The organism is Nemorincola caseinilytica (genome assembly GCF_039540515.1).
GTDB classification, from domain to species: Bacteria; Bacteroidota; Bacteroidia; order Chitinophagales; family Chitinophagaceae; genus Nemorincola; species Nemorincola caseinilytica.
In genome coordinates this window covers 89696-113148 of record NZ_BAABFA010000011.1, presented here as the reverse complement: position 1 = coordinate 113148, position 23453 = coordinate 89696, and the positions used below count along the sequence as shown (strand labels likewise).

Here is a 23453-nt window from a genome sequence, read left to right as displayed (position 1 = left end):
TATGCTACTCCTGTATCTTGGCCAGTACATTATTATCGAAGTACAGGTATTTCCCCTTACCATATACCCATTGCTGGCGTTCCTTTTTCGCAGTGGTTATCTTGCGTATGTCGGCAGGCCTGCCCCATGCGGCCGCACACATATCTGTAGACATGCCTATGGCCACCTTGCCCGATGCTATCATACCACCTACCTCAGTGCCATACTTGGCTATCAGGTCGGCCTTCCGCTTCTTTTTCGCGGCCTGTGCTTCTGCTTTCTGCTTTTTCTCTTCCTCCATCAGTTGCAGGTATATCTGCTCCATACGCGCATTCACATAAGAGTCCAGTTGCCTCCGCTCCTCGGCCTCTTCTATCCTGTTTATCTTCTCCCACGCCATTCTTTCTACCGATCCGTATGGTTCTACTCCCGTATACCAACTTGCCAGTTCCCGGTCCTCATCGGCTATCACATTCGGATCGCGCAGTGCAAAGCGCTTCCTTTTCATTTCCAGTTCTCTGCTTATGCTATCCTGCCGCTCTTTTTCTCTTCGTTCGTCCGCGGCATTTTCTATCTTGCTTTTTACACCACATATTTTCCGGTAGAATGCCAGTTCCTGCTCATAGTTCGTGGTGTTGAAATTCTTATCTGCATCTATTACTTTTTCCAGTGTTCCCTCAGCATCGTCCCTATAGCCCGGTTCTCCCTTCAGCATGTATTCCTTCATCAGATCCATCTGGCTTTGCAACCTGTACAAATGCAGTTTTAGCAAATGGTCGGTAGCGCCGTTCTCTACAGACATACCCAGCTCTTCCATATCATAGCGCTGTATGGCCACAGGCTGCCCCTTATACTGCAACGTATCTACCTTGTAGCGGAACTTGCTTACCGGTCTGCTCTTCAAAGCACTGCTCTTCCATCCCTGTCCGCTGGCGCTCAGGGTACCCAGGCACAGCAGCAGCAGTATCATTCTTTTCATGTTATTCATTTTCGTTCGTTATAGCGATAGTGGCAACAAGTTTACAAATATTTGTCAACGCTTCAGACCAAATGCAACATTTTGTGGATAAGTAACCCACCCTCAACACTGAGATGTGTCGCCTGCAATATGTCCATCCAGTTCTACGTTCTTACCACATGGAAAGACAAATTTTCGGCGATGTGGATCGCTATATAAATGGTCTGTTCGGTACAGGTGGTGATGTTTTTGAGGCCCTGCTCGCACACAACACCGCATCTGGTGTACCTGCATGGCACATATCGGCCGGGCAGGGAAAATTGCTGCAGGTATTCGCTCATATGTGTAATGCCAGGCGAATACTGGAGATAGGAACCCAGGGAGGCTACAGTACGTTATGGCTTGCCGGAGCCTTGCCGTCGGATGGTAAAGTGGTCACACTGGAAATTGATCCGCATTTTGCCGCAGTAGCACAGCAGAACATGGAGCGCACCGGCATGGCAGAAAAAGTGGAAATACGCATCGGCAAGGCGCTGGATACGCTGGAACAGCTATTCAACGAGGGCGCAGCTCCTTTCGATATGATATTCATAGATGCCAATAAGCCCCCCTATGCCGAGTACTTGCAATTGTCGCTGAAAATATCGCGCCCCGGCACCATCATAGTGGCCGACAATGTGATACGCGAGGGCAAAGTGCTGGACCCGCACCATACCGATGAGGCTGTAAAGGGTGTGCAGCGTTTCAACAAGCTGCTGTCACGAACCGCTACTGTAACGGCCACTATCATACAAAGCATAGGAGAAAAGGACCACGATGGTATGGCCATAGCAGTGGTGAACAGCATTTAGCGAAGCAGATAAAGGAGATCAGTTCTCTTCTTCGTCATCTTCCTCCTCCCGCTCTTGTTTGCCTTTGCGGGCAGGAGCACCCTCTACTACTATCACTATCTCGCCCTTCGGCGGATGTTTTTCGTAGTGGGCTGCAAGGGCCGCAAGCGTATTCCTGTTCGTCTCTTCGAACATCTTGGTAAGCTCGCGGCATACCGCAGCCTGTCGTTCGGCGCCCAGGTGAGCGGCCAGCTCATTGAGGGTCTTCACCAGCCTGTGCGGCGATTCGTAGAGTATTATAGTGCGTGGCTCAGCGGCAAGAGTAGTGAGCATGGTATGGCGGCCCTTCTTCAGCGGCAGAAATCCCTCGAAAACGAACCTGTTGCTGGTAAGGCCCGATTGCACCATTGCCGGTACAAAGGCCGTGGCTCCCGGCAGGCATTCTACCTTTATATCGTTGCGCAGGCACTCGCGCACCAGCAGGAAACCGGGGTCGGAGATACCCGGCGTGCCCGCATCGGTAATGAGAGCAAAGACCTTACCTGCCTGTATCTGGTCTATAAGATGACCAAGTACCTTATGCTCGTTGTGCGCGTGGTAGGGGGTAAGCGGCTTTTGTATACCATAGTGACGCAGCAGTACACCGCTGGTACGCGTATCCTCGCACAGTATCACATCGGCATTGCGCAGTGTCTCCACGGCACGGTAGGTGATGTCTCCGAGATTGCCTATCGGCGATGGTACCAGGTACAGGCGCATGGGCTGTGATGATATAAGTTGGTAACAAAATGCCATGCTTTTCGGCATGGCATACATTTCTTCGGCGCCGAAAAGCGTTTAGCCTTCGGTGATAGTATAGTCGAATGCTTCCATCACCGGGTTTGCCAACAGCTTCTTGCAGGCTTCGCGGGCTATGTTCTCGGCGGCTTCCTTGTTAGCGGCATCTATGTGCATAGCTATGCACTTTCCTATACGCACATCGCTAACCCCGTTCAGGCCCAGGTTGTGCAGACTGTTGTTCACCGCTTTACCCTGTGGGTCCAGCAATTCTTTCAGCGGCATTACGTTTATGTGAGCAGTGTATTTCATGATCCGTCAAAAGTACAAAGTAATTGGTCGAAAGTAGATAGTATGTGGCAGAAAGTAATGAGTTTGAACAAAAATGACCAACAGCGATCATTGTGCCAGTTCCTCATCGGGCCTTTTCTTCAGCAGGGAAAGCAGTATATATAATACAAATGCGAAAGGTATGGTAGCTATACCCAGTATAGGTATGGCGGCAAGCGTACACACTACCAATATCAGCTGCGGCCATGCGCTGGCAAGGTTCCATTTGGCGGGCATCAGCTTGATGAAGCTGATGGTAGACACCATGAACCAGCACAGCAGCCCTATTATGATGTAAAGCACCCATTTGTTGTGCAGGTAATTGCCTATACCATAGGGGTTGTACCATGCCAGCAGCGGAAAAGATGCTACGAACATACCCACCGCAGGCGTGGGCATACCCGAGAAGAAGCCCTTGGGCACATTGGTGGTCACATTGAACTTGGCAAGACGCAGTGCGGCAAAGCAGGCTATGAGAAATGCAGGCGCCATGGCCAGCATACTCACATCCATAGCGTTCTTCTCGCTCATAAGGGCATCCCACAGAAATTTGTAGATAATGACCGAAGGCGCTACACCGAAGGACACCACATCGGCCAGCGAATCGAGGTCTTTGCCTATGGGCGAATGTATCTTCAGCGCACGCGCAGTGAAGCCGTCCAGCAGGTCACAGACCCCGGCTATGGCCAGGAACACACTACCCCAGTATATCTGTTCGGCGCCATATACCCAGCTCCATGTAGGCATACCGTTCTGCAGGTTCATGCTGGTGTATGGCTGGGCAGTAAGGACGTATGCGATGGCTATACAACCGCAAAAAAGATTGCCGAGTGTAAGCAGGTTTGGCAAATGCTTCATAGAAGGCCAAAAATAGGGATTATTTATCGTCCCCGGTCAACGGCCGGCCTTTGCCCTGTATAATGCGGCGCTATCCTTCTGCCCCATATGCTCGTAGGCCACGGCCATATTGATATATGCCGATGTATATGACGGATCCGTCCTTATTATTCTGCCGAACTGGTCTATGGCATCCCGGTACCGCCGGGCAGCTACATATATACTGCCCAGGTTGTTCCTGTCGTCGCTGGCGCCTGTGCGCTGCACCACGTTCGTCATGTACGCGGCGGCAGAGTCGTGCCTGCCGGTCTGCAGAAAGGCGATAGCTATACCCCTGAGCGCTATGAGCGAATTAGGCTCTATGACCAGTGTCTTTCGGTAATAGACAATAGCAGAGTCGAAAGCATTCACATCGGCATAGCAGCGGGCCAGGTTCAGGTGACCCAGCATATAGTCGGGCGCCAGCCGGGTGGTGGCGGACAGCCACTGTATAGCTTCGGGATATCGCCTTAGGGCATACAATGCCGTACCTGTGGTATATGTGGCAAGGGAATTGTCGGGTTTCTCGCGCAGCGCCGCTATACCATGCAGGTAGGCCGAGTCGTACCGGCCGATGGTGGCGTATAGCTGCGCCAGAGAGGTATGTGCCTGTATAAAATTGGGATAGATAGCCAGTGCCCGGTGCAGGTAGCCTATCTCTTCGGTATATGCATTGGGGTCTGTAGTGCCCGGTGCAGGCGCCACTACTCCTGCCATAAAGAAATTGAGCCTGCAATCGTTGGGCGACCGTTCTACATCTGTGCCGAAAAGCGTGGCATTGTTCTTCCATTCGCTGTTGCGGGCTATTGTCATACCGCCAAAAACAAGCAGTATCGGCACAAGTATGGGAAGCGCTTTCTTCAATACCGGTGCCTGTGTACCACCCTTGCCTATGATCCATTCTGCACCAAGTGCCAGCGCTATACAAAAGCCTGTGGACGGCAGGAACAGGAAACGCTCTGCCACCTGCGAGCCAAGCATAGCGAACAGGTTAGAGAACATGGCCATGACAATAAAGTAGAACAGTATAGCGAACGCCAATGGGTCTTTACGGTGCTTTACCAGGCGGTATATACCTAGACCTATAAGCGATACATGAACTGCTACCGTGAGCAGTACCCATACATTGCTAAAGTCCACAAAAGGGATGGCAGCATAAGAATAGTTGCACAGCAGCGGATAAGGTATCACCAGTAACTTGATGTATATACCCAGTGCCAGGAAGGCAGTGGCAAAACGGGTAGCCGCATCAGGCGCGGCAGTAAGGGCATTTAGGGTGAGATCGCTGGCCTCATGTGGCAGGCCGGTACCATTGATGCGAATGATGGTGTATGCGATACCTACAAAGACGGCTGCGCTGACCACCGTACCCAGGATGATATGTATACTACGCCTGCGATGCTCATTGGCATAGCACAGGAATACCAGCGGTATAATACCCAGGAAGGTAATGACATTCTCTTTGGACATCAATGCAAGCAGGTATAGCAGCATACCACCTGCCAGCCGCATCGCCTTCCCGGTCTTTGCGTATGCCATAAAGGACAGTAGCGAAAGCAGCCCGAAGAAATAGCTAAGCAATTCATCACGGCTCTTTATGTTGGCCACTACCTCGGTATGTATGGGATGTGCCACGAACAGCAAAGCAGCTATTAGCGCCATGTTGGTCCTACCCTCCCCGAACAACCGCCGCAAGAATAGGAACAGCAACACCACACAGCCCGCGAAGATCAGTATGTTCACCAAATGACCTATAAAGGGGCTGAGGCCGAAAAGGCCGTATTCCATAGCGAACATCACCAGCGACAGCGGGCGATATTTATCGTTGGGCAGGTGTATGAAGCCTCGCAGATGTGTGGTAGTAAGCAGGTCGGGTATGCCGGCAAATCCCTTCTTCACATATACGTTCTCCAGTATCATCATGCGGTCGTCGAATGCATGATCGTTCAGAAGGGTATTGGCATAGAGCGCTATGGCCACTATTGCCAGCAGCAGGCAATACATCTTTACAGGCGGTGTGGACCGTTGTTGCATATCACCACCTTTTGCTACAGATGCCATACCGGAACAGGTATTTATGAGAAGATAGCCAGTGTATAGTCTTTCTTGCCTTTCTGTATCAGTATATATTTATCGTTCAGCAGATGCTCGCTGGTCAGCCGGGCATCGGTGGCGGTCACTTTTTCTTTATTGATGCTGATACCACCACCCTGTACCATCTTGCGCGCCTCGCCTTTCGATGCGAACACGCCGCTCTCGGCAAGGAAGGTCACGAGCTCTGCACCATCGCCCAGGGTCTTTCTGTCGCCGGTCACCTGGCGTACGCCATCCATCACTTCCAGCAACTGGCACTCGTTGAGCGTGCGCAGCGCCTCTACCGATGACTGCCCGAAGAGTATATCTGATGCCTGCTTCGCAAAATCCAGGTCGGCCTCGCTGTGCACCATTATGGTCATTTCTTCGGCAAGGGCCTTTTGCAGTTTGCGCAGGTGTGTAGCCTGCTCATGTTCCGCTATCAGGGCTTTTATCTCTGCTACAGGTCTGAAAGAGAATATCAAAGCCATTTTTGCGGCATCGGCATCGGGCAGATTGAGCCAGAACTGGTAGAACACATAGGGCGATGTACGCTCACGGTCCAGCCACACATTGCCACTCTCCGACTTGCCGAACTTGCTGCCATCGCTCTTGGTAATGAGCCTGCAAGTGAATGCGAAAGCATCGCCCCCGCCCTTGCGGCGAATGAGCTCGGTGCCGGTCACCATATTGCCCCACTGGTCTGCCCCGCCCATTTGCAGGCATACATTGTGGGTATTGAAAAGGTGGTAAAAATCGTACCCCTGTATAAGCTGGTATGTGAACTCTGTGAACGACATACCGCCACTCTCCAGGCGTTTCTGCACAGAGTCTTTTGCCATCATATAGTTCACGGTAATGTGCTTGCCTACATCGCGTATGAAGCCCAGGAAGGAGAAGTCCCTGAACCAGTCGTAGTTGTTCACCATCACGGCAGCGTTGGCAGCATCGCTGTTGAAGTCGATGAAATGTTCCAGTTGCCTGCGGATGCCATCACAGTTTCGCTGAATGGTCTCTACGTCCAGCAGATTGCGCTCTGCCGATTTACCGCTGGGGTCACCCACCATACCTGTAGCGCCACCTACCAGCGCATAGGGCTTATGCCCGGCACGCTGCAGGCGCATCAGCAGGGTTATGGGCAGCAAGCTGCCCACATGCAGGCTATCGGCAGTAGGGTCGAAGCCTATATAGCCCGATGTCATTTCCTTCATCAGTTGCTCTTCGGTACCTGGCATTATATCCTGCACCAGGCCCCTTTCCTGTAATTCGGCTACAAGGTTCATCATATCATTCGGTATTAAGAAGCGCAAAAATAGGGTATGAAGAGCATTGATGAACTCTTTTGACATAACGATACAACCCCGTAGGGGTGAAATGTTTGTAGAAAAATGGAAGGCGCATCACGTTGCCCCGCAGGGGCTACCCTTTACTATTCGGGTGCATTCGGGGCAAAGCTATCGTATGCTACGGTGTTTCTACAAACATTAAGCCCCTACGGGGCAAAAAACCTGACCTTATACGATCTGCAGTTTAGAATGCACACACCAAAGACCATTGTTCTTGTTATTCCTCTCCCCATTTATACCCACCGTCATCTATACCGGCCAGTTGCAGCACGCGGTGTATCACCGTCATGGCGGCCTCTTCTATTGTTTGCGGGCGGCTGTAAAAAGATGGTGTAGCAGGGCAAATGATACCACCGGCCTCGGTAACGGCGGCCATATTGCGCAGGTGAATGAGGTTGTACGGGGTCTCGCGCACTACACATATCAGCTTGCGGCGTTCCTTCAGCATCACATCGGCAGCACGGGTGATGAGGTCGTTGCTGATGCCGCCCGCTATACGGCCCAGTGTACCCATACTGCAGGGGCAAATGATGAGCGCACTGTATGAAGAGCTACCCGAGGCAAAGGGCGCCATGAAATCGTTCTTGCCCCAAACAGGGAACGGGAGGTGCTCATGATCGTCATCGCCCAGCTCGTGCTGCCATACGGTAGCGGCATTATCGCTCATTACCAGAGCCACTTCCACATCTTTTCTTTCCTGCAGGCTGGCCAGCAGCATTTTTGCATATATGGCTCCGCTGGCGCCTGTTACCCCTACTGCTATCTTTATCATAAAATGTGACCCCGAGGCAAAACTACATGGATTATTTGTAAATTTGTTTCATCAAAATACTCGTATATGAAACGCCTTGTGATGCTTGCTCTGCTGATGTTCGCCATGTGCCCGGCAATGATGGCCAAAAAAGATCCGCCTGTAGCTGCACCCGCTGAAGAGATACACTGGATAACATCGATAGAGGAGCTGCAAATGAAAATGCAGCAGGCCCCCAAAAAGGTACTGATAGACATGTATACCGGTTGGTGTGGCTGGTGCAAGAAAATGGATGCCGACACATATACCAACCCCGCACTGGTAAAATACATCAACAATAATTTCTATGCCGTGAAGTTCGATGCAGAGCGGCAGGACACCATACACTTCCAGGGCAAGGATTTTTTCTTTGCACCACAGTACAAGGCCAATGGCTTTGCGATAGAGCTGATGAAAGGCCAGATGTCATACCCGCAAACAGTGTTCATGCTAGAGAACTTCCAGTCGCCAACACCCATACCCGGCTACCAGAGCGTGCAGCAGATGGAGATATTCCTTACATACTTTGGCGATAATATGTACAGGCGCCGCTCGTTCGATGAATATTCGAAGAACTATACACCCAGGTGGGGCAATGGCCAGCCCGCTGCTAATTCGGCTCCCGTGAAGCACTAATAGCTTGCTTTACTCCCCATATCATTAATTCACAGGCACATCTACCCAGGCATCGTTCTCCTTCAGTAGGGTTATCAGCTCGTTCACGGCTATATCGCTGGGCACGTTGCGCTTCACCACTTCTTTGCCCTTATAGAGCGTTATCTTGCCAGGGCCACTGCCTACATAGCCAAAATCGGCATCGGCCATTTCGCCGGGACCATTCACTATACAGCCCATGATGGCGATCTTCACACCCTTCAGGTGGTGTGTGGCCGCGCGTATCTTGGCCGTTGTCTCCTGCAGGTCGAACAGTGTGCGGCCGCAGCTGGGGCAGCTTATGTACTCGGTCTTGCTGATGCGGGTACGCGTGGCCTGCAGTATAGAGAACGCAGTATTGTTCAGGAATTGGGCATTGCTCTTTACTTCCAGGTAGGTGCGGCCGCTCATCTTGGTGTTCTGCAGGCTGGCATTGCGGTTGGTAAGCCATATGCCATCGCCAAGACCATCCAGCAGCAGGCCGCCGGCTTCTGTAGCAAAATGTATGAGCTGCTCATCTACCGTACTGTGCCTGCTTTCGGTACGCAGCACCACAGGGCATTGCACCCCGGCTGCCATAAGCGCCGACAGATAGTTGCGTACCCTTGTAAGTGATGATGGTATAGGTTCTATGGCCGTGACCAGTACTACACTGCTATCACTCTTCAGCTTCTCTGCAAGCGCTTCGTGCGGGGTCAGCACATCCGTCATCACAAAGGTGATGGCAGCGTCCTGTGGCGCGCCATTGCTCACATATTCGTTCTGCGACAGCAGGGGATGATATTTGCTCTTGTCGGCAACGGTATGCCATATGGCATGATCGCATATTACCTGCAGCGTGCCGGGCAGCGAGAAACCGAATATACCGTCTCCGGTATAGATAAGATCGGCAGCGGCATCGCTGATGGTCCATTTATCGGTGGCGGCATGGTAGCGGTAGCCTATGGGCTCCAGTACTGCAGGGTCGGTAGTGGGTTCGCCCCTGTGATCGGCTATGACCACAGGCACATGCGCAGCACCTATATTGTGTACCGATGCCGTATGCCTGCGCTGGTATGCAAAGGGATCGTAAGGTAGTACTATCCGTTCCTGCTTTACAGGTTCATTATCCCTTCCGGTGTATCGCCTTACTATATCGCGGCATACAGGTATCTCGAACTCAGGATCCTCGGTAAGCGATACGCGAATGGTATCGCCTATGCCGTCTTCCAGCAGGGTGCCTATACCTATGGCGCTTTTTATGCGGCCATCCTCTCCATCGCCGGCCTCGGTAACACCCAGGTGCAGCGGGTAGCACTCGCCGAACTCCTCATCCATCTTCTGCACCAGCAGGCGGTATGCCTGCACCATCACCAGCGGGTTGCTGCTCTTCATGCTAAGCACTACCTGGTGGTAGCTTTCGCCGCGCGCTATACGCAGGAACTCCATAGCGCTCTCTACCATGCCTATGGGCGTATCGCCATAGCGGCTCATGATACGATCGCTAAGTGAGCCATGATTTGTACCTATGCGCATGGCAGTGCCATACTCTTTGCATATGCGCACCAGGGGCGTGAAGCGCTCGCGGATACGCATTACCTCTGCCGCATATTCGGCATCGGTATAGTCTATTATGTCAAACTTCTTCTTGTCTATGTAGTTGCCGGGGTTCACCCTTACCTTCTCTACTATGCGGGCAGCTATCTCGGCGGCATTGGGGGTAAAATGTATATCGGCCACAAGGGGAGTGGTATAGCCCCGGGCACGCAGCTCGTTCTTTATCACCAGCAGGTTCTCCGCCTCTTTTTTGCTGGGGGCAGTGATACGCACCAGCTCGGCACCGGCCTCTATACAACGTATGGTCTGCTCTACGGTACCCATGGTATCCATGGTATCGGTAGTGGTCATGGTTTGTATGCGAATGGGGTTGCCATTGCCTATGGCAAGGTCGCCTATGCGCACCTCGCGGGTGGGCAAACGCCTGTAACTGGTAAGGGACGCACAATATTGCTGCAACATGGGTGCGAAGTTAGTATATGTGTCACAACCCGCCACAAGTATGGCCTGCATAACAACGGCAGGATGAAAGAATTAACCTTCTTTCTGTGAGCAAAAGAGATATGGGGTGGTTATTCAGGAGAAACAGTTCGCTATTCCTTTACCAGCTTGTGTACCTGGCCATTGCCGGTACGCAACAGGTACATGCCGGGGGCAAGATTGTCCACCTGTATGCTGGCGGCCGTAGCAGCATATGTGGCAGTGAGCACTGTGCGGCCCAGCATATCGGTGATGGTCACATTGCCGATGGGGGCAGCAGCGCTGAGGTAAATGTTACCACTGGTAGGGTTTGGGTACACATCCAGCGTTTCTGTACCTGCAAAGCTGGTAACGCTATTGGCAATGCAGCTTCTGAGCGGCCTGTACCTGCCTACGAAAAAGTTCCTGTACACATCGGCAACGGCAGCGAGCGAGTCGGCGCCCATATACATGGTAGTAGCTGCATTGTAATAGCCACAGAGGAATATGGTACCCTGCCTGTCGGCAGCAAGGCCGGAATTGCTGAGGCCGCCGGAGGAAAGCACCGCATAGTCATTGAGGAGGCCCGAAGGAGTATAGGAAACGATATAAAGCGGATCGATACCGGTCTGCGGTACGGGAAGAATGATAGAAGTATCAACGTAGACACCATTGCCAAAGAGGGTATCCATACCACCCGATACCCATACGTTGTTGCAGGCATCTATGGCCACATCCCATATGGCATGGGGCCTCTCTACAGGCATTGTCTGCGTAAAGGGTATTACACGGATCACATCACCTGTGCTGGAATATTTGGCCAGGAAGGGGTCGTTATGGCCATCTGCTATGCTATGACCGCCGAAGCTCACCATATCATCCAGCAGGCTGCCGCCAATGTAAATGTCGTTGAGACTATCGGTGACAATGCTCATCACCCTGCTGTTGCCCTGCGACTGGCGCGCCCAGGCCACAGAGCCATCGGTACCCAGCTGCGCTATATATATGTTGAAGCAGGAGTAGCCCGAAGAGGCACAGGAAGCAGAAAAAGAGAGGCTGGTAGAACCGAAGGCCATAGAGGGCGAGGAGAACTCGCCTGCCAGCAGTATCTTATTGTTCTTGTTAACGGTGATGGACGATACCCTGTCGTACCCTATGCCGCCGAAACGTTTTGCCCATATAAGGGCACCGGCGGGGCTGTACTTGGCCACTGATATATCTTCCGAACCGCTGTTGGCGAGTGTATAGGTGCCTATCTTCACAGTACTGTAGTAGGTGGCAGCAGCGTACACATTGCCCTGGTCATCGGCGGCTATGCTGCCGGCCGATTGTTTTTCGGTGTTCAGGCTCACGGTACCGGCATTTACCTTCCACTGAAAGGTACCTTCCTTATCGTATTTGATAACGTAAGTGGTATTGCTACCCATAGCAGCAGTACGCACTATGGTCTGGGCGCCGAACTTCACCTCGTCGCCGGAGAAATAGCCATACAAGAAAACGTTGCTATTAGCATCTACTGTTATATCCATCGGCATGGTATTGCCCGATGTGCTGGAGCGGCTCCAGATAACATTGCCTGCATTATCGTATTTGGTAAGTATTACCTGCGTTTGGTATATGGAACTGTGCGAGGTGAATGCAGCAGAGCCTATGGAGTCGAAGCTGCTCCACATGGCTACATACACGTTGCCATCGGCATCGGTGGCCATGGGCCATGCGTGTGCCGAAGAGGCAGCGCTGGCATAGGGCTTGCATATTTCGGCCGTCTTACCCCACTGCCACCCCTGCGCTGAGGCTATGCCCGGGCAAAGAACGGCGGTGAACAGCAAAAAGGCCAGTAGGGTTCTTTTCATTATTGTTGTAATAGTATTCAATATCCTGTGCAATTTACAATTATAGATCTTTCTGAGAATAAATTCTGCCTGATGGAAATATCCATTTTAGTTGTCACAAACATTATGCCAGATCTTCGTTACAGGTGGTTATAAATGACTACGATAGAGATAAAACAACAATATTACCGATTGGCGGTGCCTAAAACCTGCCTGATAACATGCAAAGAGGAGGAAATATTATTTGCAGTATTAATAACATCGGTATTGTTGGTCGTATTGAGAACGGGCACATGGGCAAGAACGGGTACTTTGCTGTAATTAGATATAAAACCTTCAGACATATCATTTTTTTCTCCACTTATAATGATCCCTAAAATAAGGATACCCCTACTCCTCAGGCATTCTATGGCACTAAGTGTATGATTGATACTGCCAAGGTAGTTTTGCGACACCAAAATGGTGGGCAGACCATAGTAAGCAACAAGATCGGCAACGGTATGGCTGGCCGATACCGGCGAGAGCACACCTCCGGCGGTCTCTACTATGAGCGGCCTGTCGGTGGCAGGCCTTTGAAAGGTGGTATGATCTATTTGTATGCCCTCTGCTGCTGCTGCCACATGTGGCGAGGCTGGCATTTTCAACAGTATGGCCTCGGGGTGTACGCGTGCGGCGCCCTTGGCAATGAGCCGCTGCACGGTGAGCATATCGCGGTCGTCGGTACCTGCCTGTATGGGTTTCCAGTAGTCGGCATCGAGGGCCTGTGTCAGTACCGCCGATACTATGGTCTTACCTATGCCGGTATGTATACCGACCACGGCTATGGCATTCTCTATTTTCCGGCCCATTGTTGCAGTGTTTTTACCAGCAGGTCTATCTCTTGCAGGGTATTGAAGCTATGCAGGCATATGCGCAGCCGCTCCATACCCAATGGCACTGTGGGGTGCAATATAGGGTGTACCAGCAGGCCTGCATCGCGCAATGCTGCGGCCAGCTGCCGGGTAGGCTCGTTGCCACCTGTCACCACTGCCTGTATGGCAGATGCACCGGGCAAAAGGCCGGGTATACCTGTCTCATCTGCCTGCCGATGGAAGTAAGCGATATTATCATGCAAAGCCGCATTGCTGAACCCCGGCGATGCCAGGTAGCGGTATACCGCACCGATGACCGATATGGCATGTGGCGGCAATGCCGTAGTGTATATGAAAGAGCGTGCGAAATTGATGAGGTACTGCCTGAGCACGGCACTGCCTACTATGGCAGCGCCATGGCAGCCCAGCGCCTTGCCAAAGGTATGTACCCGGGCAAAGACCCTTTCGTGCAGACCAAGAGCGCATACAAGACCCTCACCACGAGGGCCTATGACACCCGTAGCATGTGCCTCGTCTACCACTAGCTGGGCTTCGTAGCTATCGCAAAGGTCTGCAATGGCAGCAAGCGGTGCGGTATCGCCATCCATAGAGTATACCGACTCTACCACTACTATCACCTGCCCTGCTGTGGAGTGCTTTTGTAACAGCTCTTCCAGTTGCACAAGGTCGTTGTGAGCAAAACGGTATTTGTGCCTGCACAGGGAAAGGCGCATACCATCTATGATGCTGGCATGGCACAGCTCGTCATAAATGAAAACAGTATCGCGGCCTGCGATGGCGGACAGCAGGCCGGTATTGGCATCGTAACCGGAATTGAAAATAAGCGCAGCCTCTGCGCTATGAAAAGCCGCGATAAAGGTCTCTGTCTCCTCAGCAAACGCACTATTGCCCGATATGAGGCGCGATCCTGTGGCGCCCGTACCCGGGTCATACGGCATGAAGGCCTGCGGCAGGCCATGGGTAGCTATACCCAGGTAGTCGTTGGAACAGAGGTCTACACCCGCATGTATGGCCGGCAGCCGGCGCAGGTTGCCTGCGTCAGCCCTTTCCTGGAGCCGGGCCGAAAGGTATGACTCAGCACGGTTCATGCTCCATCACGTTCTTGCGGGCCTGTGGGTGGCCATCGGCAAAAGCAGCCTTGGGTGTGAGGCCCAGCATACGGAACATATCCATATCGGCATTGTACTCGGGATTGGGCGTAGTGAGCAGCTTGTCTCCTGCGAATATGGAATTGGCGCCTGCCAGGAAGCACATGGCCTGCTCCGAAACTGAAAGCTCCAGCCTGCCTGCAGAGAGGCGCACGGCCGATGCCGGCATCACTATGCGTGCGGTGGCTATCATGCGCACCAGTTCGTCGAAGGGTACACGGCCGTTATTGGCCAGCGGCGTACCGGCTACGGGCACCAGTACGTTTATGGGCACCGATTCGGGATGCTGTGGCAGGTTGGACAGTGTATGAAGCATACCTATGCGGTCTTCGTCGGTCTCTCCCAGGCCTATGATACCGCCGCTGCATACCGATATACCTGCCTTGCGCACATTGTTCAGTGTATTGAGGCGGTCGTCGTATGTGCGGGTGGTTATCACCTCGTTATAATGTTCTTCTGAAGTATCTACGTTATGATTGTATGCATACAGGCCGGCCTCGGCCAGGCGATCGGCCTGCTGGGGGGTAAGCATGCCCAGTGTGCAGCATACCTCCATATCCAGCTCGTTCACGGCCTTCACCATATCTATCACACGGTCGAAATCGCGGTTGTCACGCACTTCGCGCCACGCAGCGCCCATGCAGAAACGCGATGCGCCACCGGCCTTGGCGTTCTTTGCAGCATTCACCACCTCATCGGTCTTCATCAGGGCATGTACCTTTACATCGGTATGGAAACGCGCCGCCTGCGGGCAGTAGGCACAATCCTCGGAACAGCCTCCGGTCTTAATGGACAACAGGCTGCTGATCTGTACTTCACCGAATTTGTGGTGCCTGCGGTGCATATCGGCAGCATCGAGTACCAATTGCAGCAGTGGCCTTTCATAGATGGCACGGATCTCTTCCCGGTTCCAATTATTACGAATGTCGCTCATGTATCATTTCCTTTCAGGGGCGAAGCTATCAAATATCGGGGATGTAAGGAAATACATTTATCGAAATTACATATCAACACAACTTATAGTTGATGTAGATGGCGCGATAATTGAAAAATGATAGGTTATACCCTGCTGAAACAGGTAGGTAGACAGGCAGCTAGGACGGTTTGTTTGTTCGGCGGTATTGCAGACCTTTGCCACCTATGACACCTGAGAGGGAAGCCAAAATAAAAAAAGTGCTGAACCGCCGCCAGAACGGGCTTGTGGTAGTGATGGAAAATGTGAACGACCCGCACAATATATCGGCGGTGATGCGTACCTGCGATGCGGTGGGTGTGCAGGACATTTTCGTGCTGAACAACCGTATTCCCCGCCACAAGAAGTTCGCAAAGACCAGTTCGGCAAGCGCACTGGGCTGGCTTACCGTGCGCCAGTTCACCGATACGGATGCCTGCATGGCAGCAGTGCGCCAGGTGTGCGATAAGGTATATGCCACGCACCTGGGCGTAAGCTCCTGCTCGCTATACGAAATGGACCTGGTGCAGCGCATAGCCCTTGTCTTCGGCAATGAGAAAGATGGGGTCACAGAAGAGTGCCTGGCACATTGCGATGGCAATTTCATCATTCCGCAAATGGGTATGGTGCAGTCGCTGAACATATCGGTGGCATGTGCCATTACACTGTACGAGGCATTTCGCCAGCGCAATAATGCAGGCCTTTACAACGGCACAGCACAATTACCGCCGGAACGATGGGACGAACTGGCCCGCAAGTGGAAACTATACGATGGAGACACAACGAACGCTACCGAAGAAACCGTAGGCATACCATGATGCGCAAGAGCAACTACCTTTCGGCGATATATATATGGCTAATAGCCAGCATAGCCATAGTGGCCTGCGGCCCTGCTGCGCAGGACAACATACCTGCTGCCCGGGATACGGCTATTGCTATAGCAGATACCATGCGGGTAACAGACGAGGTATACGACACAGATACCGAATATGAGACACTATATATAGTAGTGGCCGATACTGCCAAGGACTACTACATACTACAGCGCTCTATGTATGCACTGCACAAGGCCACCGGAATCGTAGTAGATACCATGAGAAGGCACTATGACGAGCAGAAGAACAAGATAGTGTTGGCCGAGGATGATGAGGACGAGATGTACCGTGGCGACTACTACCCGCGCCGGACGGCAGGCACCAGCCTGAGCCTGGAATATTACTCGCTATATGATAATACAGGGACCACCGAAGACAACATAGCGCTGGTAGCAGGGCAATACGAGACACGCGCCAGCGCCGATTCGTTACGGGCACTTATAGCGCCACATGCCCCCAAGATATTTGTAAGGGAGGCGCAGATGTATACGGGATGTATGCATTAGCAGCACAGCAATAGCACAGAACATTATTTGGGATCGTAAACAAGGGCCACCTCGTATGGCTCGCTGCGCAGCTCACGGGGCATGGCGCCTATGGGTACATCACCCCTTTGTGGGGTGGGCTCGCACAGGGAGTATTTTTCGCCATTATAGATGATGGGCGTACCTATGGGCTTATCGAACTTCACGGCTATGCTCACATGCCCGGGATAGGCAAGCACTATCATAGGCAGAGCATATATCTCCTTTACCAGGTAAAAGAACAGTGCAGCACGGTCTTCGCAGTCGCTGCCTTCGTAAAGCAGGGTCTGCTCGGGCAGCAGGCGTTTTTCCTTACCGAAATGTTCGCCATCGGGCTTGTATAGAAATGCATAACGGGTGAAGCGCATAAGATAGTCCACCCCTTCGCGCGTACCCATGCTATATACGCTCTCTTTTAGCTGCGGTATCAGGGAGTTATATGTCTCGCTGCTGAGGGGTGTATTGAAATACAACTGGTAATCGGCCACAGGATAATTGGTGAAGATGTTCTTCACCTTGGTATTCAGTTTTACCTTAAAGGTGTACCGGGTGTTCTTGTGGTCGAATGAAAGCTCTTTCTCTTCGTAGTCGCCGGTACTGAACTCGGGCATTCGGGTCAGCTTGTACGAAAAGCCGTGCTGCGCCTCGGGTACCCGTATATCCAGCACGGTGAACCTGGTATTGGCAAGGTCTATGCCATTATAGTCATGGTAATTAAGGCATACATACTGCCTGCCATTGCGCATGTGCGAGGGTATGTCGTAGATATTCTCATCGCACTGTACATAGAAAAGCAGCCGGTCTCCGGCTACGGTCAGGGTGGCATCATAACCGGTCTTTGCCAGGAAATACCATTTGTACAGGGTGTAGCGGTGATAGTTATCATCCTTGGGGCTCAGGTACTGCGCTGTGCGGCGTATGAGCTGGTAGTAGATCCAGTCATCGGGTCTGTGCTGCTGCTTGTAGCGCAGCAGCGATGCCACTACGGCATCGAAACCCGCATTGTTCATCTCTTCGTAAAAAGCCGTTACATTTTGCTGAGTGAGTGGCTCTTGTGTATCTACCAAATGTGCATCCAGGTCGCTGAGGGAGATGGTATCGCCATAGAAGTCGAAACGGATGGTATTGACGGGTACGCTCTTTGCACCGGCAGCATGGCCTGCTACCAGCAAAAGAAAGAGGAATATGGCTACCCGGAATGTCATCGGTGTTGCTGCTAAGATAAAGTTACTGAAACTTAACAATTAGATAATGTTAAGTATTTGCATAATGCAAAAAGATAACATTGGATAGCCCCTCCCAACCTCCCCCGAGGGGAGGAGATGAGATGTGAAATGTGTGGTAGATGCAAAAAATACGAAGTGCGCAGGAAGAACATATTTACCTTTGCCTTCCTCATTTTTCTACCATGACCATAAAAGAAAAAATACAGGCCAAGGCTGCCGAATATTACCCGGAAGTGCAGACCATACGCCATCACATACACTCGCACCCCGAGCTATCGTTCCAGGAGCATGAGACATCGGCATATGTGGCCGCCTGCCTGGACAAGTTAGGCATCACCGACCGTCGCACCGTGGCCGGTACAGGTATAGTGGCCCTGATAAAGGGCCGCAACCCCGGCAAGCGCTGCATAGCCCTGCGCGCCGATATGGACGCTCTGCCTATACAGGAAGAGAACGAAACCGAATACCGGTCGCAGAACGCAGGCGTGATGCATGCCTGCGGCCATGATGTGCATACGAGCTGCCTGCTGGGTGCGGCACACATACTGCACCACCTGCGCGATGAGTGGGAGGGAACCGTGAAGCTGATATTTCAGCCGGGAGAGGAGAAACACCCCGGCGGGGCAAGCCTGATGATAGCCGATGGTGCACTAGAGGCCCCACGGCCCGATGCCATCTTTGCGCTGCATGTATACCCGCACATGCCCACGGGCACTACGGGCTTTCGCGCGGGGCAGTATATGGCCAGCGCCGATGAGATATATATAACCATAGAGGGCAAGGGCGGCCATGCCGCACTACCCCACCAGACGGTAGACCCCATAGCCATATCGGCACTGGTGATAACAGGGCTGCAGCAGGTGATATCGCGCAGGAGCAACCCCCTGATACCATCGGTACTCACCTTTGGCCGCATAGCAGGCGGCTTTGCCACCAATGTGATACCGGGCAAGGTAGAGATACTGGGCACCTTCCGCGCTATGGATGAAAAGTGGCGCTACGAGGCACACAAGCTGATAAAGGACTTTACCGAGCAGACCTGCGCTGCCTATGGCGCCAAGGCCACAGTAGAGATACCCATAGGCTACCCCATGCTCTTCAACGATGTACCGCTGACACAAAAAGCCACAAAGTGGGCCGAGGACTATATGGGCAAGGAGAACGTACATGAACTGGATATGCGCATGGCGGCCGAGGATTTCAGCTTCTATACCTTGCATATGCCGGGCTGCTTCTTCCGTATAGGCACCAACAGGGATGACAAGGAATTCCTGGCGCCGGTACACAACCCGCGCTTCGACATAAACGAGCCATCTATGGAGACCGGTATGGGCATGATGGCATGGTGCGCCATACAGGCACTGGGCAATGAGTAAAGGAGAGATATACATTCCCCGCCATACACATAACATGAAAAAAGTTATAAAGAAGGGTGGATAATTCTGCCTGATCTTTATCATATGATATATCTAATTTCACATTCAAATAATAAAAGAACAGACAATGAAAGTACTGATCATCATGGGGTCTAAGACCGACGAAGCAGTAATGCAGGAAAGCAGCAATTGGCTTACATGGTTCGGCATTGAGAACAACATGGTAGTGGCATCGGCCCACCGCAACCCCGACAAAGTAAGGGACATCATCGTGAACGCCAAGGACAACGGCTATGGCGCAGTGATAGCCGCAGCAGGTATGGCCGCAGCATTGCCCGGCGTATGCGCTGCCTACACATCGCTGCCTGTACTGGGTGTGCCGCTTGATGGTGGCCTTCCAGGTGGCATAGACGCACTGTACAGCATAGTGCAGATGCCCGCCGGTCTGCCCGTAGGTACACTGGCAGTAGGCAAGGCAGGCGCGCGCAATGCGGCAGTATTGTGTGCAAGAATATTCGCACTGAGCAACCCCACCGTGGCCGCACGACTGGAGGAATTCAAGGCGGGCGACTACAGGATATAGCTGAGTGTCACGAGGTTAACGGACGCTGTAGCATTTAACAGAGTCTTAATGTCATTACTGGTACGCAATTTGTAGTTTTAATATTATCTACTGACCTTTAAAACCAAGCACCTTGACAGAAGCCATCATTAACCTCGAAACCGTGAACCCCATAGAATTCTTCGGGGTCAACAACAGCAAATTTGAGATACTGAAGCGTAAATTCCCATTGCTGAAGCTGCTCTCCAGGGGATCTCAGATAAAGATAACCGGCCAGCCCGACGAGGTGGCCAATGCGCAATCCAAAATAAGCCAGGTGATACAATACCTGGAGCGCAATGGGCACCTGTCGGAGAACTATTTTGCACGCATACTGGGCGATGAGGAACAGGAACCCATAACGGAAGACCCTGCTACGAACGACATACTGGTATTTGGGCCGAATGGCCGCGTAATAAGGGCCAAGACCAAGAACCAGCAGCTGATGTCGCAGGTATCGGAAAAGAACGATATCATCTTTGCGCTGGGGCCTGCCGGTACAGGTAAGACCTATACGGCGGTAGCGCTGGCCGTACGCGCACTGAAGAACAAGGCCGTGCGTAAGATAATACTGACGCGCCCGGCGGTAGAGGCAGGCGAAAGCCTGGGCTTTCTGCCCGGCGACCTGAAGGAGAAGATAGATCCTTATCTGAGGCCGCTGTACGACGCGCTGGACGACATGATACCCAGCGACAAGCTGAACTACTATATGGCCAACCGTATAATAGAGATAGCCCCGCTGGCATATATGCGCGGTCGTACGCTGGATAACGCCTACATAATACTGGATGAGGCACAGAACGCTACAGACCTGCAACTGAAGATGTTCCTGACGCGTATAGGCGCATCGGCAAAGGCAATCATCACCGGCGACCTGTCGCAGGTGGACCTGCCGAAGAACCAGCGGTCGGGCCTGCTGAAGGCATCGCGCATATTGCAGAACATAGATGGCATAGCACACATACAGCTCGATGAGGCTGATGTGGTGCGCCACCGCCTGGTGAAACAGATAATACGCGCCTACGACAAGGAGCAGGTACGCGAGGAAGAACTGGAAGAAAAGAGGAGCCAGCAAAGGCAGGCACCTACCCATAACGGTATATAGGACCACTCCCCTGTCCTCCCCAAAAGAGCGGACGGTGTAAGGCAAGACAATGAAAAAGCTCCCGTTCATCACGGGAGCTTTTTCATTGCTATAGTTTGGAACTATTATGGTTCGTAAACAAGCCTTGTAGTGTATACAGAACCATCATTGCCTATGAAGCGGCAGAGGTATGTGGCCGCTGCAAGACCCTGTGGCAGAGATACTGCCTGGTGTAGGGCATCTATGGTGTGCTGGGCCACCATGCGGCCGTCCAGTGCATATATACTGAATGTACCTGCAACAGGGCTTTCTACCGTAATGGCTCCATGTGTAGGATTGGGGAATACCGATACCTGCACCGGCTGAGGGATAGTGTTCTCTTCGGCATCGGCACCCGGCCTCAGGGCAAGGCAGGAGATGTTCTTGGTAGACCTGCACCCTGTGCTGAACTGGTAGGTGATAACTGCCGAGCCGCTGCTTACCGCTGTGACCACGCCAGAGCTATTTACGGTGGCGCGGGCAGTATTGCTGCTGCTCCATGTGCCACCCGATGGGCTGCAGGAGAGCGTAGTAGAACCTATGACCAGCGACGAACCGGATATAGTACCCGGCTGAACATTGACCGTATATACGCGGGTGCTGATGCAACCTGCATTTACCCTGTAGCTAATGGTGGTAGTACCTGCGCTAACGCTGCTTACCACACCTGTACCGGAGCCTACGGTGGCAACGCCTGTAGCGCTGCTGCTCCATGTACCGCTTCCCGTGCTGCATGCCAGTGTAGACCCTGTACCATTGCACACGGCAGCAGTGCCTGTGATAGCTGCTACCGCTGCGCTCACATTCACAGATGCAGTGCGTACACAACCACTAACTGTATAGCTGATGGTGGCAGTACCCGCGCCTGTAGCAGCGAGTGTACCCGATGTACCTATAGTGGCCACACTACCATTGCTGCTGGCCCATGTGCCACCGCCTGTGGCGCTGGACAATGAGAGCGTACCACCCACACATACCGTAGCTATACCGCTGATAGATGCGGGAATGGCATTTACAGTGGCTGTCTTTGTGGCGTATACTGTGCCACACACATCGGCTATGGCATAGCTGATGGTGGCTGTGCCTGCCGCCACACCGCTAACTATACCTGTGCTGCCTACTGTGGCCACAGAAGCATTGCCCGAAGACCATGTGCCGCCCGGTGCGCTATGCGAAAGTGATGTAGTGCTGCCCACACATACCGTGGCAGTGCCTGTGATGGCTGCAGGTGTACTATTGGCATTTACAGTAACGGTCTTTACCGCAGGTGTAGTGACACATTCATGCGCAACGAAGTAAGTGATATTGGCAGTGCCTGCGGCTACACCCGTCACCTCGCCGGTATAAAGGTCTACAGTGGTTACGCCGGTATTGGAAGAGGTCCATTCACCACCCTCTTCACTGTCGGCGAGTGTGATGGAGCTGCCCACACATACCGATGATGCACCTGTTATGGGCGGCACAACGGGATTGGCATCTACGGTCACCACCTTAGTGGCCGTACAGCCGAAGTCTGTAGTAAGCGTGATGGTGGCCGTGCCTGCACTGACAGCGCTCAGGTAACCTATGCTAAAGAAAGCGAAGTCAGCCACCGCAGGTGCGCTTGATGACCATGTAGCTTCTATACCCGTACCTACATTATAATAGCTTCTGTTACTGCCCGGGCAGAAGGCGAACTCGCTGCCCCCTATGACAGGTTCCTCTACCAGCATATTCTGCACCACAGGTGTAGAGCCACAGGAATTGCCTGCATGGTAAGTGATATTGACCGTACCGCCATCTACACCGGTGACGATGCCGGTGCTGCTACCCACTGTGGCGATAGAAGAATTGGCAGACGACCATGTACCGCCGGGCACATTGCCGGAGAGTGTATTGTTGCCACCTATGCATACATTGGCGGGGCTAAGAGAAGTGGTGGTACCAACAAGGATGTACGCAGGTTCTTCTACGGTAACGACGGTTGTAGAATAGACCATGCCGCAGCCTGTGCTCACGCCATAGCTGATGGTGGCCGTACCGGCTATCCAGCCGCCGCTTACCACGCCCGAGGCATCGACACTGGCAATGAAGTCATTGTCTGACGACCATGTGCCGCCGGGTGTAGCGCAGTTGAGCGTAGTGGTAGCGCTGACGCATACCGATGTGGTGCCCGTAATGGGATCGACAGAGCATTGGGCAGATGCAATGTTGCCAAGCACAAGGGCTGTGGCCAGCAGGATGCCTGACCTGAGAGATTTTCCTGAGCGGGCAAATACATGCCCGTAGCCAACTGTGGGAAAGTTGCTTTTCATAAAGGTATATTTTAGGTGAAAG

Annotated in this window: 21 protein-coding genes; 7 read left to right on the top strand and 14 right to left on the bottom strand. The window is 52.6% G+C overall.

Features of this window, described 5'->3' with window-relative positions; genetic code table 11:
* Nucleotides 1–4 precede the first annotated feature (4 nt).
* Nucleotides 5–958 carry a hypothetical protein gene (locus ABD843_RS09730; RefSeq protein ID WP_345082222.1) on the bottom strand — a complete coding sequence of 318 codons (954 nt, stop codon included), beginning with the start codon at nucleotides 956–958 and terminating at the stop codon, nucleotides 5–7.
* Between the two features lie 158 nt (nucleotides 959–1116).
* On the opposite strand from ABD843_RS09730, the gene ABD843_RS09725 reads away from it, so the two are divergent.
* Complete coding sequence (locus ABD843_RS09725; RefSeq protein WP_345082219.1) at nucleotides 1117–1788, top strand: O-methyltransferase; 672 nt, start codon at nucleotides 1117–1119, stop codon at nucleotides 1786–1788.
* 18 nt (nucleotides 1789–1806) lie between these two features.
* Here ABD843_RS09725 and rsmI read toward each other — a convergent pair whose 3' ends face one another.
* From rsmI to ABD843_RS09695, 6 genes are all read right to left on the bottom strand, one after another.
* The gene (gene rsmI, locus ABD843_RS09720; RefSeq protein WP_345082216.1) at nucleotides 1807–2526 is read right to left on the bottom strand and encodes a 16S rRNA (cytidine(1402)-2'-O)-methyltransferase; all 720 of its coding nucleotides are present in this window, start codon (nucleotides 2524–2526) and stop codon (nucleotides 1807–1809) included.
* Nucleotides 2527–2604: 78 nt separating this feature from the next.
* The gene (gene purS, locus ABD843_RS09715; RefSeq protein ID WP_345082213.1) at nucleotides 2605–2856 is read right to left on the bottom strand and encodes a phosphoribosylformylglycinamidine synthase subunit PurS; all 252 of its coding nucleotides are present in this window, start codon (nucleotides 2854–2856) and stop codon (nucleotides 2605–2607) included.
* 87 nt (nucleotides 2857–2943) lie between these two features.
* Complete coding sequence (locus tag ABD843_RS09710; protein WP_345082210.1) at nucleotides 2944–3732, bottom strand: CDP-alcohol phosphatidyltransferase family protein; 789 nt, start codon at nucleotides 3730–3732, stop codon at nucleotides 2944–2946.
* A gap of 36 nt (nucleotides 3733–3768) precedes the next feature.
* Nucleotides 3769–5811: a tetratricopeptide repeat protein gene (locus ABD843_RS09705; protein WP_345082207.1), complete on the bottom strand. Its 2043-nt coding sequence runs from the start codon at nucleotides 5809–5811 to the stop codon at nucleotides 3769–3771.
* Nucleotides 5812–5825: 14 nt separating this feature from the next.
* Complete coding sequence (gene tyrS, locus ABD843_RS09700) at nucleotides 5826–7109, bottom strand: tyrosine--tRNA ligase (RefSeq protein ID WP_345082204.1); 1284 nt, start codon at nucleotides 7107–7109, stop codon at nucleotides 5826–5828.
* 277 nt (nucleotides 7110–7386) lie between these two features.
* The gene (locus ABD843_RS09695; protein ID WP_345082201.1) at nucleotides 7387–7941 is read right to left on the bottom strand and encodes a UbiX family flavin prenyltransferase; all 555 of its coding nucleotides are present in this window, start codon (nucleotides 7939–7941) and stop codon (nucleotides 7387–7389) included.
* Nucleotides 7942–8007: 66 nt separating this feature from the next.
* Here ABD843_RS09695 and ABD843_RS09690 point away from each other — a divergent pair, with 66 nt between their 5' ends.
* Nucleotides 8008–8595 (top strand): thioredoxin family protein, encoded by a 588-nt coding sequence (locus ABD843_RS09690; protein WP_345082198.1) that lies wholly within the window; start codon nucleotides 8008–8010, stop codon nucleotides 8593–8595.
* A gap of 24 nt (nucleotides 8596–8619) precedes the next feature.
* Here ABD843_RS09690 and ispG read toward each other — a convergent pair whose 3' ends face one another.
* From ispG to bioB, 5 genes are all read right to left on the bottom strand, one after another.
* Nucleotides 8620–10662 (bottom strand): (E)-4-hydroxy-3-methylbut-2-enyl-diphosphate synthase, encoded by a 2043-nt coding sequence (gene ispG, locus ABD843_RS09685; RefSeq protein ID WP_345082195.1) that lies wholly within the window; start codon nucleotides 10660–10662, stop codon nucleotides 8620–8622.
* 80 nt (nucleotides 10663–10742) lie between these two features.
* Complete coding sequence (locus ABD843_RS09680; protein ID WP_345082192.1) at nucleotides 10743–12461, bottom strand: T9SS type A sorting domain-containing protein; 1719 nt, start codon at nucleotides 12459–12461, stop codon at nucleotides 10743–10745.
* Nucleotides 12462–12625: 164 nt separating this feature from the next.
* Entirely contained in the window at nucleotides 12626–13288 is a 663-nt protein-coding gene (gene bioD, locus ABD843_RS09675) for a dethiobiotin synthase (protein WP_345082189.1), read from the bottom strand.
* Nucleotides 13273–14400, bottom strand: coding sequence for an aminotransferase class I/II-fold pyridoxal phosphate-dependent enzyme (locus ABD843_RS09670; protein ID WP_345082186.1), 1128 nt, complete (start codon nucleotides 14398–14400; stop codon nucleotides 13273–13275). The genes bioD and ABD843_RS09670 overlap by 16 nt, the downstream gene beginning before the upstream one ends.
* Entirely contained in the window at nucleotides 14387–15394 is a 1008-nt protein-coding gene (gene bioB, locus ABD843_RS09665; protein WP_345082183.1) for a biotin synthase BioB, read from the bottom strand. The genes ABD843_RS09670 and bioB overlap by 14 nt, the downstream gene beginning before the upstream one ends.
* Nucleotides 15395–15600: 206 nt before the next feature.
* On the opposite strand from bioB, the gene ABD843_RS09660 reads away from it, so the two are divergent.
* Nucleotides 15601–16230 carry a TrmH family RNA methyltransferase gene (locus tag ABD843_RS09660; RefSeq protein WP_345082180.1) on the top strand — a complete coding sequence of 210 codons (630 nt, stop codon included), beginning with the start codon at nucleotides 15601–15603 and terminating at the stop codon, nucleotides 16228–16230.
* A complete protein-coding gene (locus tag ABD843_RS09655; RefSeq protein WP_345082177.1) occupies nucleotides 16227–16793 on the top strand; it encodes a hypothetical protein in 567 nt (188 codons plus the stop codon). The genes ABD843_RS09660 and ABD843_RS09655 overlap by 4 nt, the downstream gene beginning before the upstream one ends.
* Nucleotides 16794–16816: 23 nt before the next feature.
* Here the strand turns inward: ABD843_RS09655 and ABD843_RS09650 are convergent, their stop codons facing one another.
* The gene (locus ABD843_RS09650) at nucleotides 16817–18016 is read right to left on the bottom strand and encodes a hypothetical protein (RefSeq protein ID WP_345082174.1); all 1200 of its coding nucleotides are present in this window, start codon (nucleotides 18014–18016) and stop codon (nucleotides 16817–16819) included.
* 203 nt (nucleotides 18017–18219) lie between these two features.
* On the opposite strand from ABD843_RS09650, the gene ABD843_RS09645 reads away from it, so the two are divergent.
* The 3 genes from ABD843_RS09645 to ABD843_RS09635 all read left to right on the top strand — a co-directional run bounded on the left by ABD843_RS09645 (nucleotide 18220) and on the right by ABD843_RS09635 (nucleotide 21119).
* Nucleotides 18220–19413, top strand: a complete 1194-nt coding sequence (locus ABD843_RS09645) for a M20 metallopeptidase family protein (protein ID WP_345082171.1) — start codon at nucleotides 18220–18222, stop codon at nucleotides 19411–19413.
* Between the two features lie 127 nt (nucleotides 19414–19540).
* Nucleotides 19541–19996 carry a 5-(carboxyamino)imidazole ribonucleotide mutase gene (gene purE, locus ABD843_RS09640; RefSeq protein WP_345082168.1) on the top strand — a complete coding sequence of 152 codons (456 nt, stop codon included), beginning with the start codon at nucleotides 19541–19543 and terminating at the stop codon, nucleotides 19994–19996.
* A 112-nt stretch (nucleotides 19997–20108) separates the two neighbouring features.
* On the top strand, nucleotides 20109–21119 hold the full coding sequence (locus ABD843_RS09635; RefSeq protein WP_345082165.1) for a PhoH family protein: 1011 nt from the start codon (nucleotides 20109–20111) through the stop codon (nucleotides 21117–21119).
* A 104-nt stretch (nucleotides 21120–21223) separates the two neighbouring features.
* On the opposite strand, the gene ABD843_RS09630 is transcribed toward ABD843_RS09635, so the two are convergent.
* The gene (locus ABD843_RS09630) at nucleotides 21224–23431 is read right to left on the bottom strand and encodes an Ig-like domain-containing protein (RefSeq protein WP_345082162.1); all 2208 of its coding nucleotides are present in this window, start codon (nucleotides 23429–23431) and stop codon (nucleotides 21224–21226) included.
* Nucleotides 23432–23453 lie beyond the last annotated feature (22 nt).

Coding starts and splice junctions, on each gene's coding strand:
- ABD843_RS09730 (WP_345082222.1), bottom strand. CDS start 958: ATGAAAAGAATGATACTGCTGCTGCTGTGCCTGGGTACCCTGAGCGCC.
- ABD843_RS09725 (WP_345082219.1), top strand. CDS start 1,117: ATGGAAAGACAAATTTTCGGCGATGTGGATCGCTATATAAATGGTCTG.
- rsmI (WP_345082216.1), bottom strand. CDS start 2,526: ATGCGCCTGTACCTGGTACCATCGCCGATAGGCAATCTCGGAGACATC.
- purS (WP_345082213.1), bottom strand. CDS start 2,856: ATGAAATACACTGCTCACATAAACGTAATGCCGCTGAAAGAATTGCTG.
- ABD843_RS09710 (WP_345082210.1), bottom strand. CDS start 3,732: ATGAAGCATTTGCCAAACCTGCTTACACTCGGCAATCTTTTTTGCGGT.
- ABD843_RS09705 (WP_345082207.1), bottom strand. CDS start 5,811: ATGGCATCTGTAGCAAAAGGTGGTGATATGCAACAACGGTCCACACCG.
- tyrS (WP_345082204.1), bottom strand. CDS start 7,109: ATGATGAACCTTGTAGCCGAATTACAGGAAAGGGGCCTGGTGCAGGAT.
- ABD843_RS09695 (WP_345082201.1), bottom strand. CDS start 7,941: ATGATAAAGATAGCAGTAGGGGTAACAGGCGCCAGCGGAGCCATATAT.
- ABD843_RS09690 (WP_345082198.1), top strand. CDS start 8,008: ATGAAACGCCTTGTGATGCTTGCTCTGCTGATGTTCGCCATGTGCCCG.
- ispG (WP_345082195.1), bottom strand. CDS start 10,662: ATGCAGGCCATACTTGTGGCGGGTTGTGACACATATACTAACTTCGCA.
- ABD843_RS09680 (WP_345082192.1), bottom strand. CDS start 12,461: ATGAAAAGAACCCTACTGGCCTTTTTGCTGTTCACCGCCGTTCTTTGC.
- bioD (WP_345082189.1), bottom strand. CDS start 13,288: ATGGGCCGGAAAATAGAGAATGCCATAGCCGTGGTCGGTATACATACC.
- ABD843_RS09670 (WP_345082186.1), bottom strand. CDS start 14,400: ATGAACCGTGCTGAGTCATACCTTTCGGCCCGGCTCCAGGAAAGGGCT.
- bioB (WP_345082183.1), bottom strand. CDS start 15,394: ATGAGCGACATTCGTAATAATTGGAACCGGGAAGAGATCCGTGCCATC.
- ABD843_RS09660 (WP_345082180.1), top strand. CDS start 15,601: ATGACACCTGAGAGGGAAGCCAAAATAAAAAAAGTGCTGAACCGCCGC.
- ABD843_RS09655 (WP_345082177.1), top strand. CDS start 16,227: ATGATGCGCAAGAGCAACTACCTTTCGGCGATATATATATGGCTAATA.
- ABD843_RS09650 (WP_345082174.1), bottom strand. CDS start 18,016: ATGACATTCCGGGTAGCCATATTCCTCTTTCTTTTGCTGGTAGCAGGC.
- ABD843_RS09645 (WP_345082171.1), top strand. CDS start 18,220: ATGACCATAAAAGAAAAAATACAGGCCAAGGCTGCCGAATATTACCCG.
- purE (WP_345082168.1), top strand. CDS start 19,541: ATGAAAGTACTGATCATCATGGGGTCTAAGACCGACGAAGCAGTAATG.
- ABD843_RS09630 (WP_345082162.1), bottom strand. CDS start 23,431: ATGAAAAGCAACTTTCCCACAGTTGGCTACGGGCATGTATTTGCCCGC.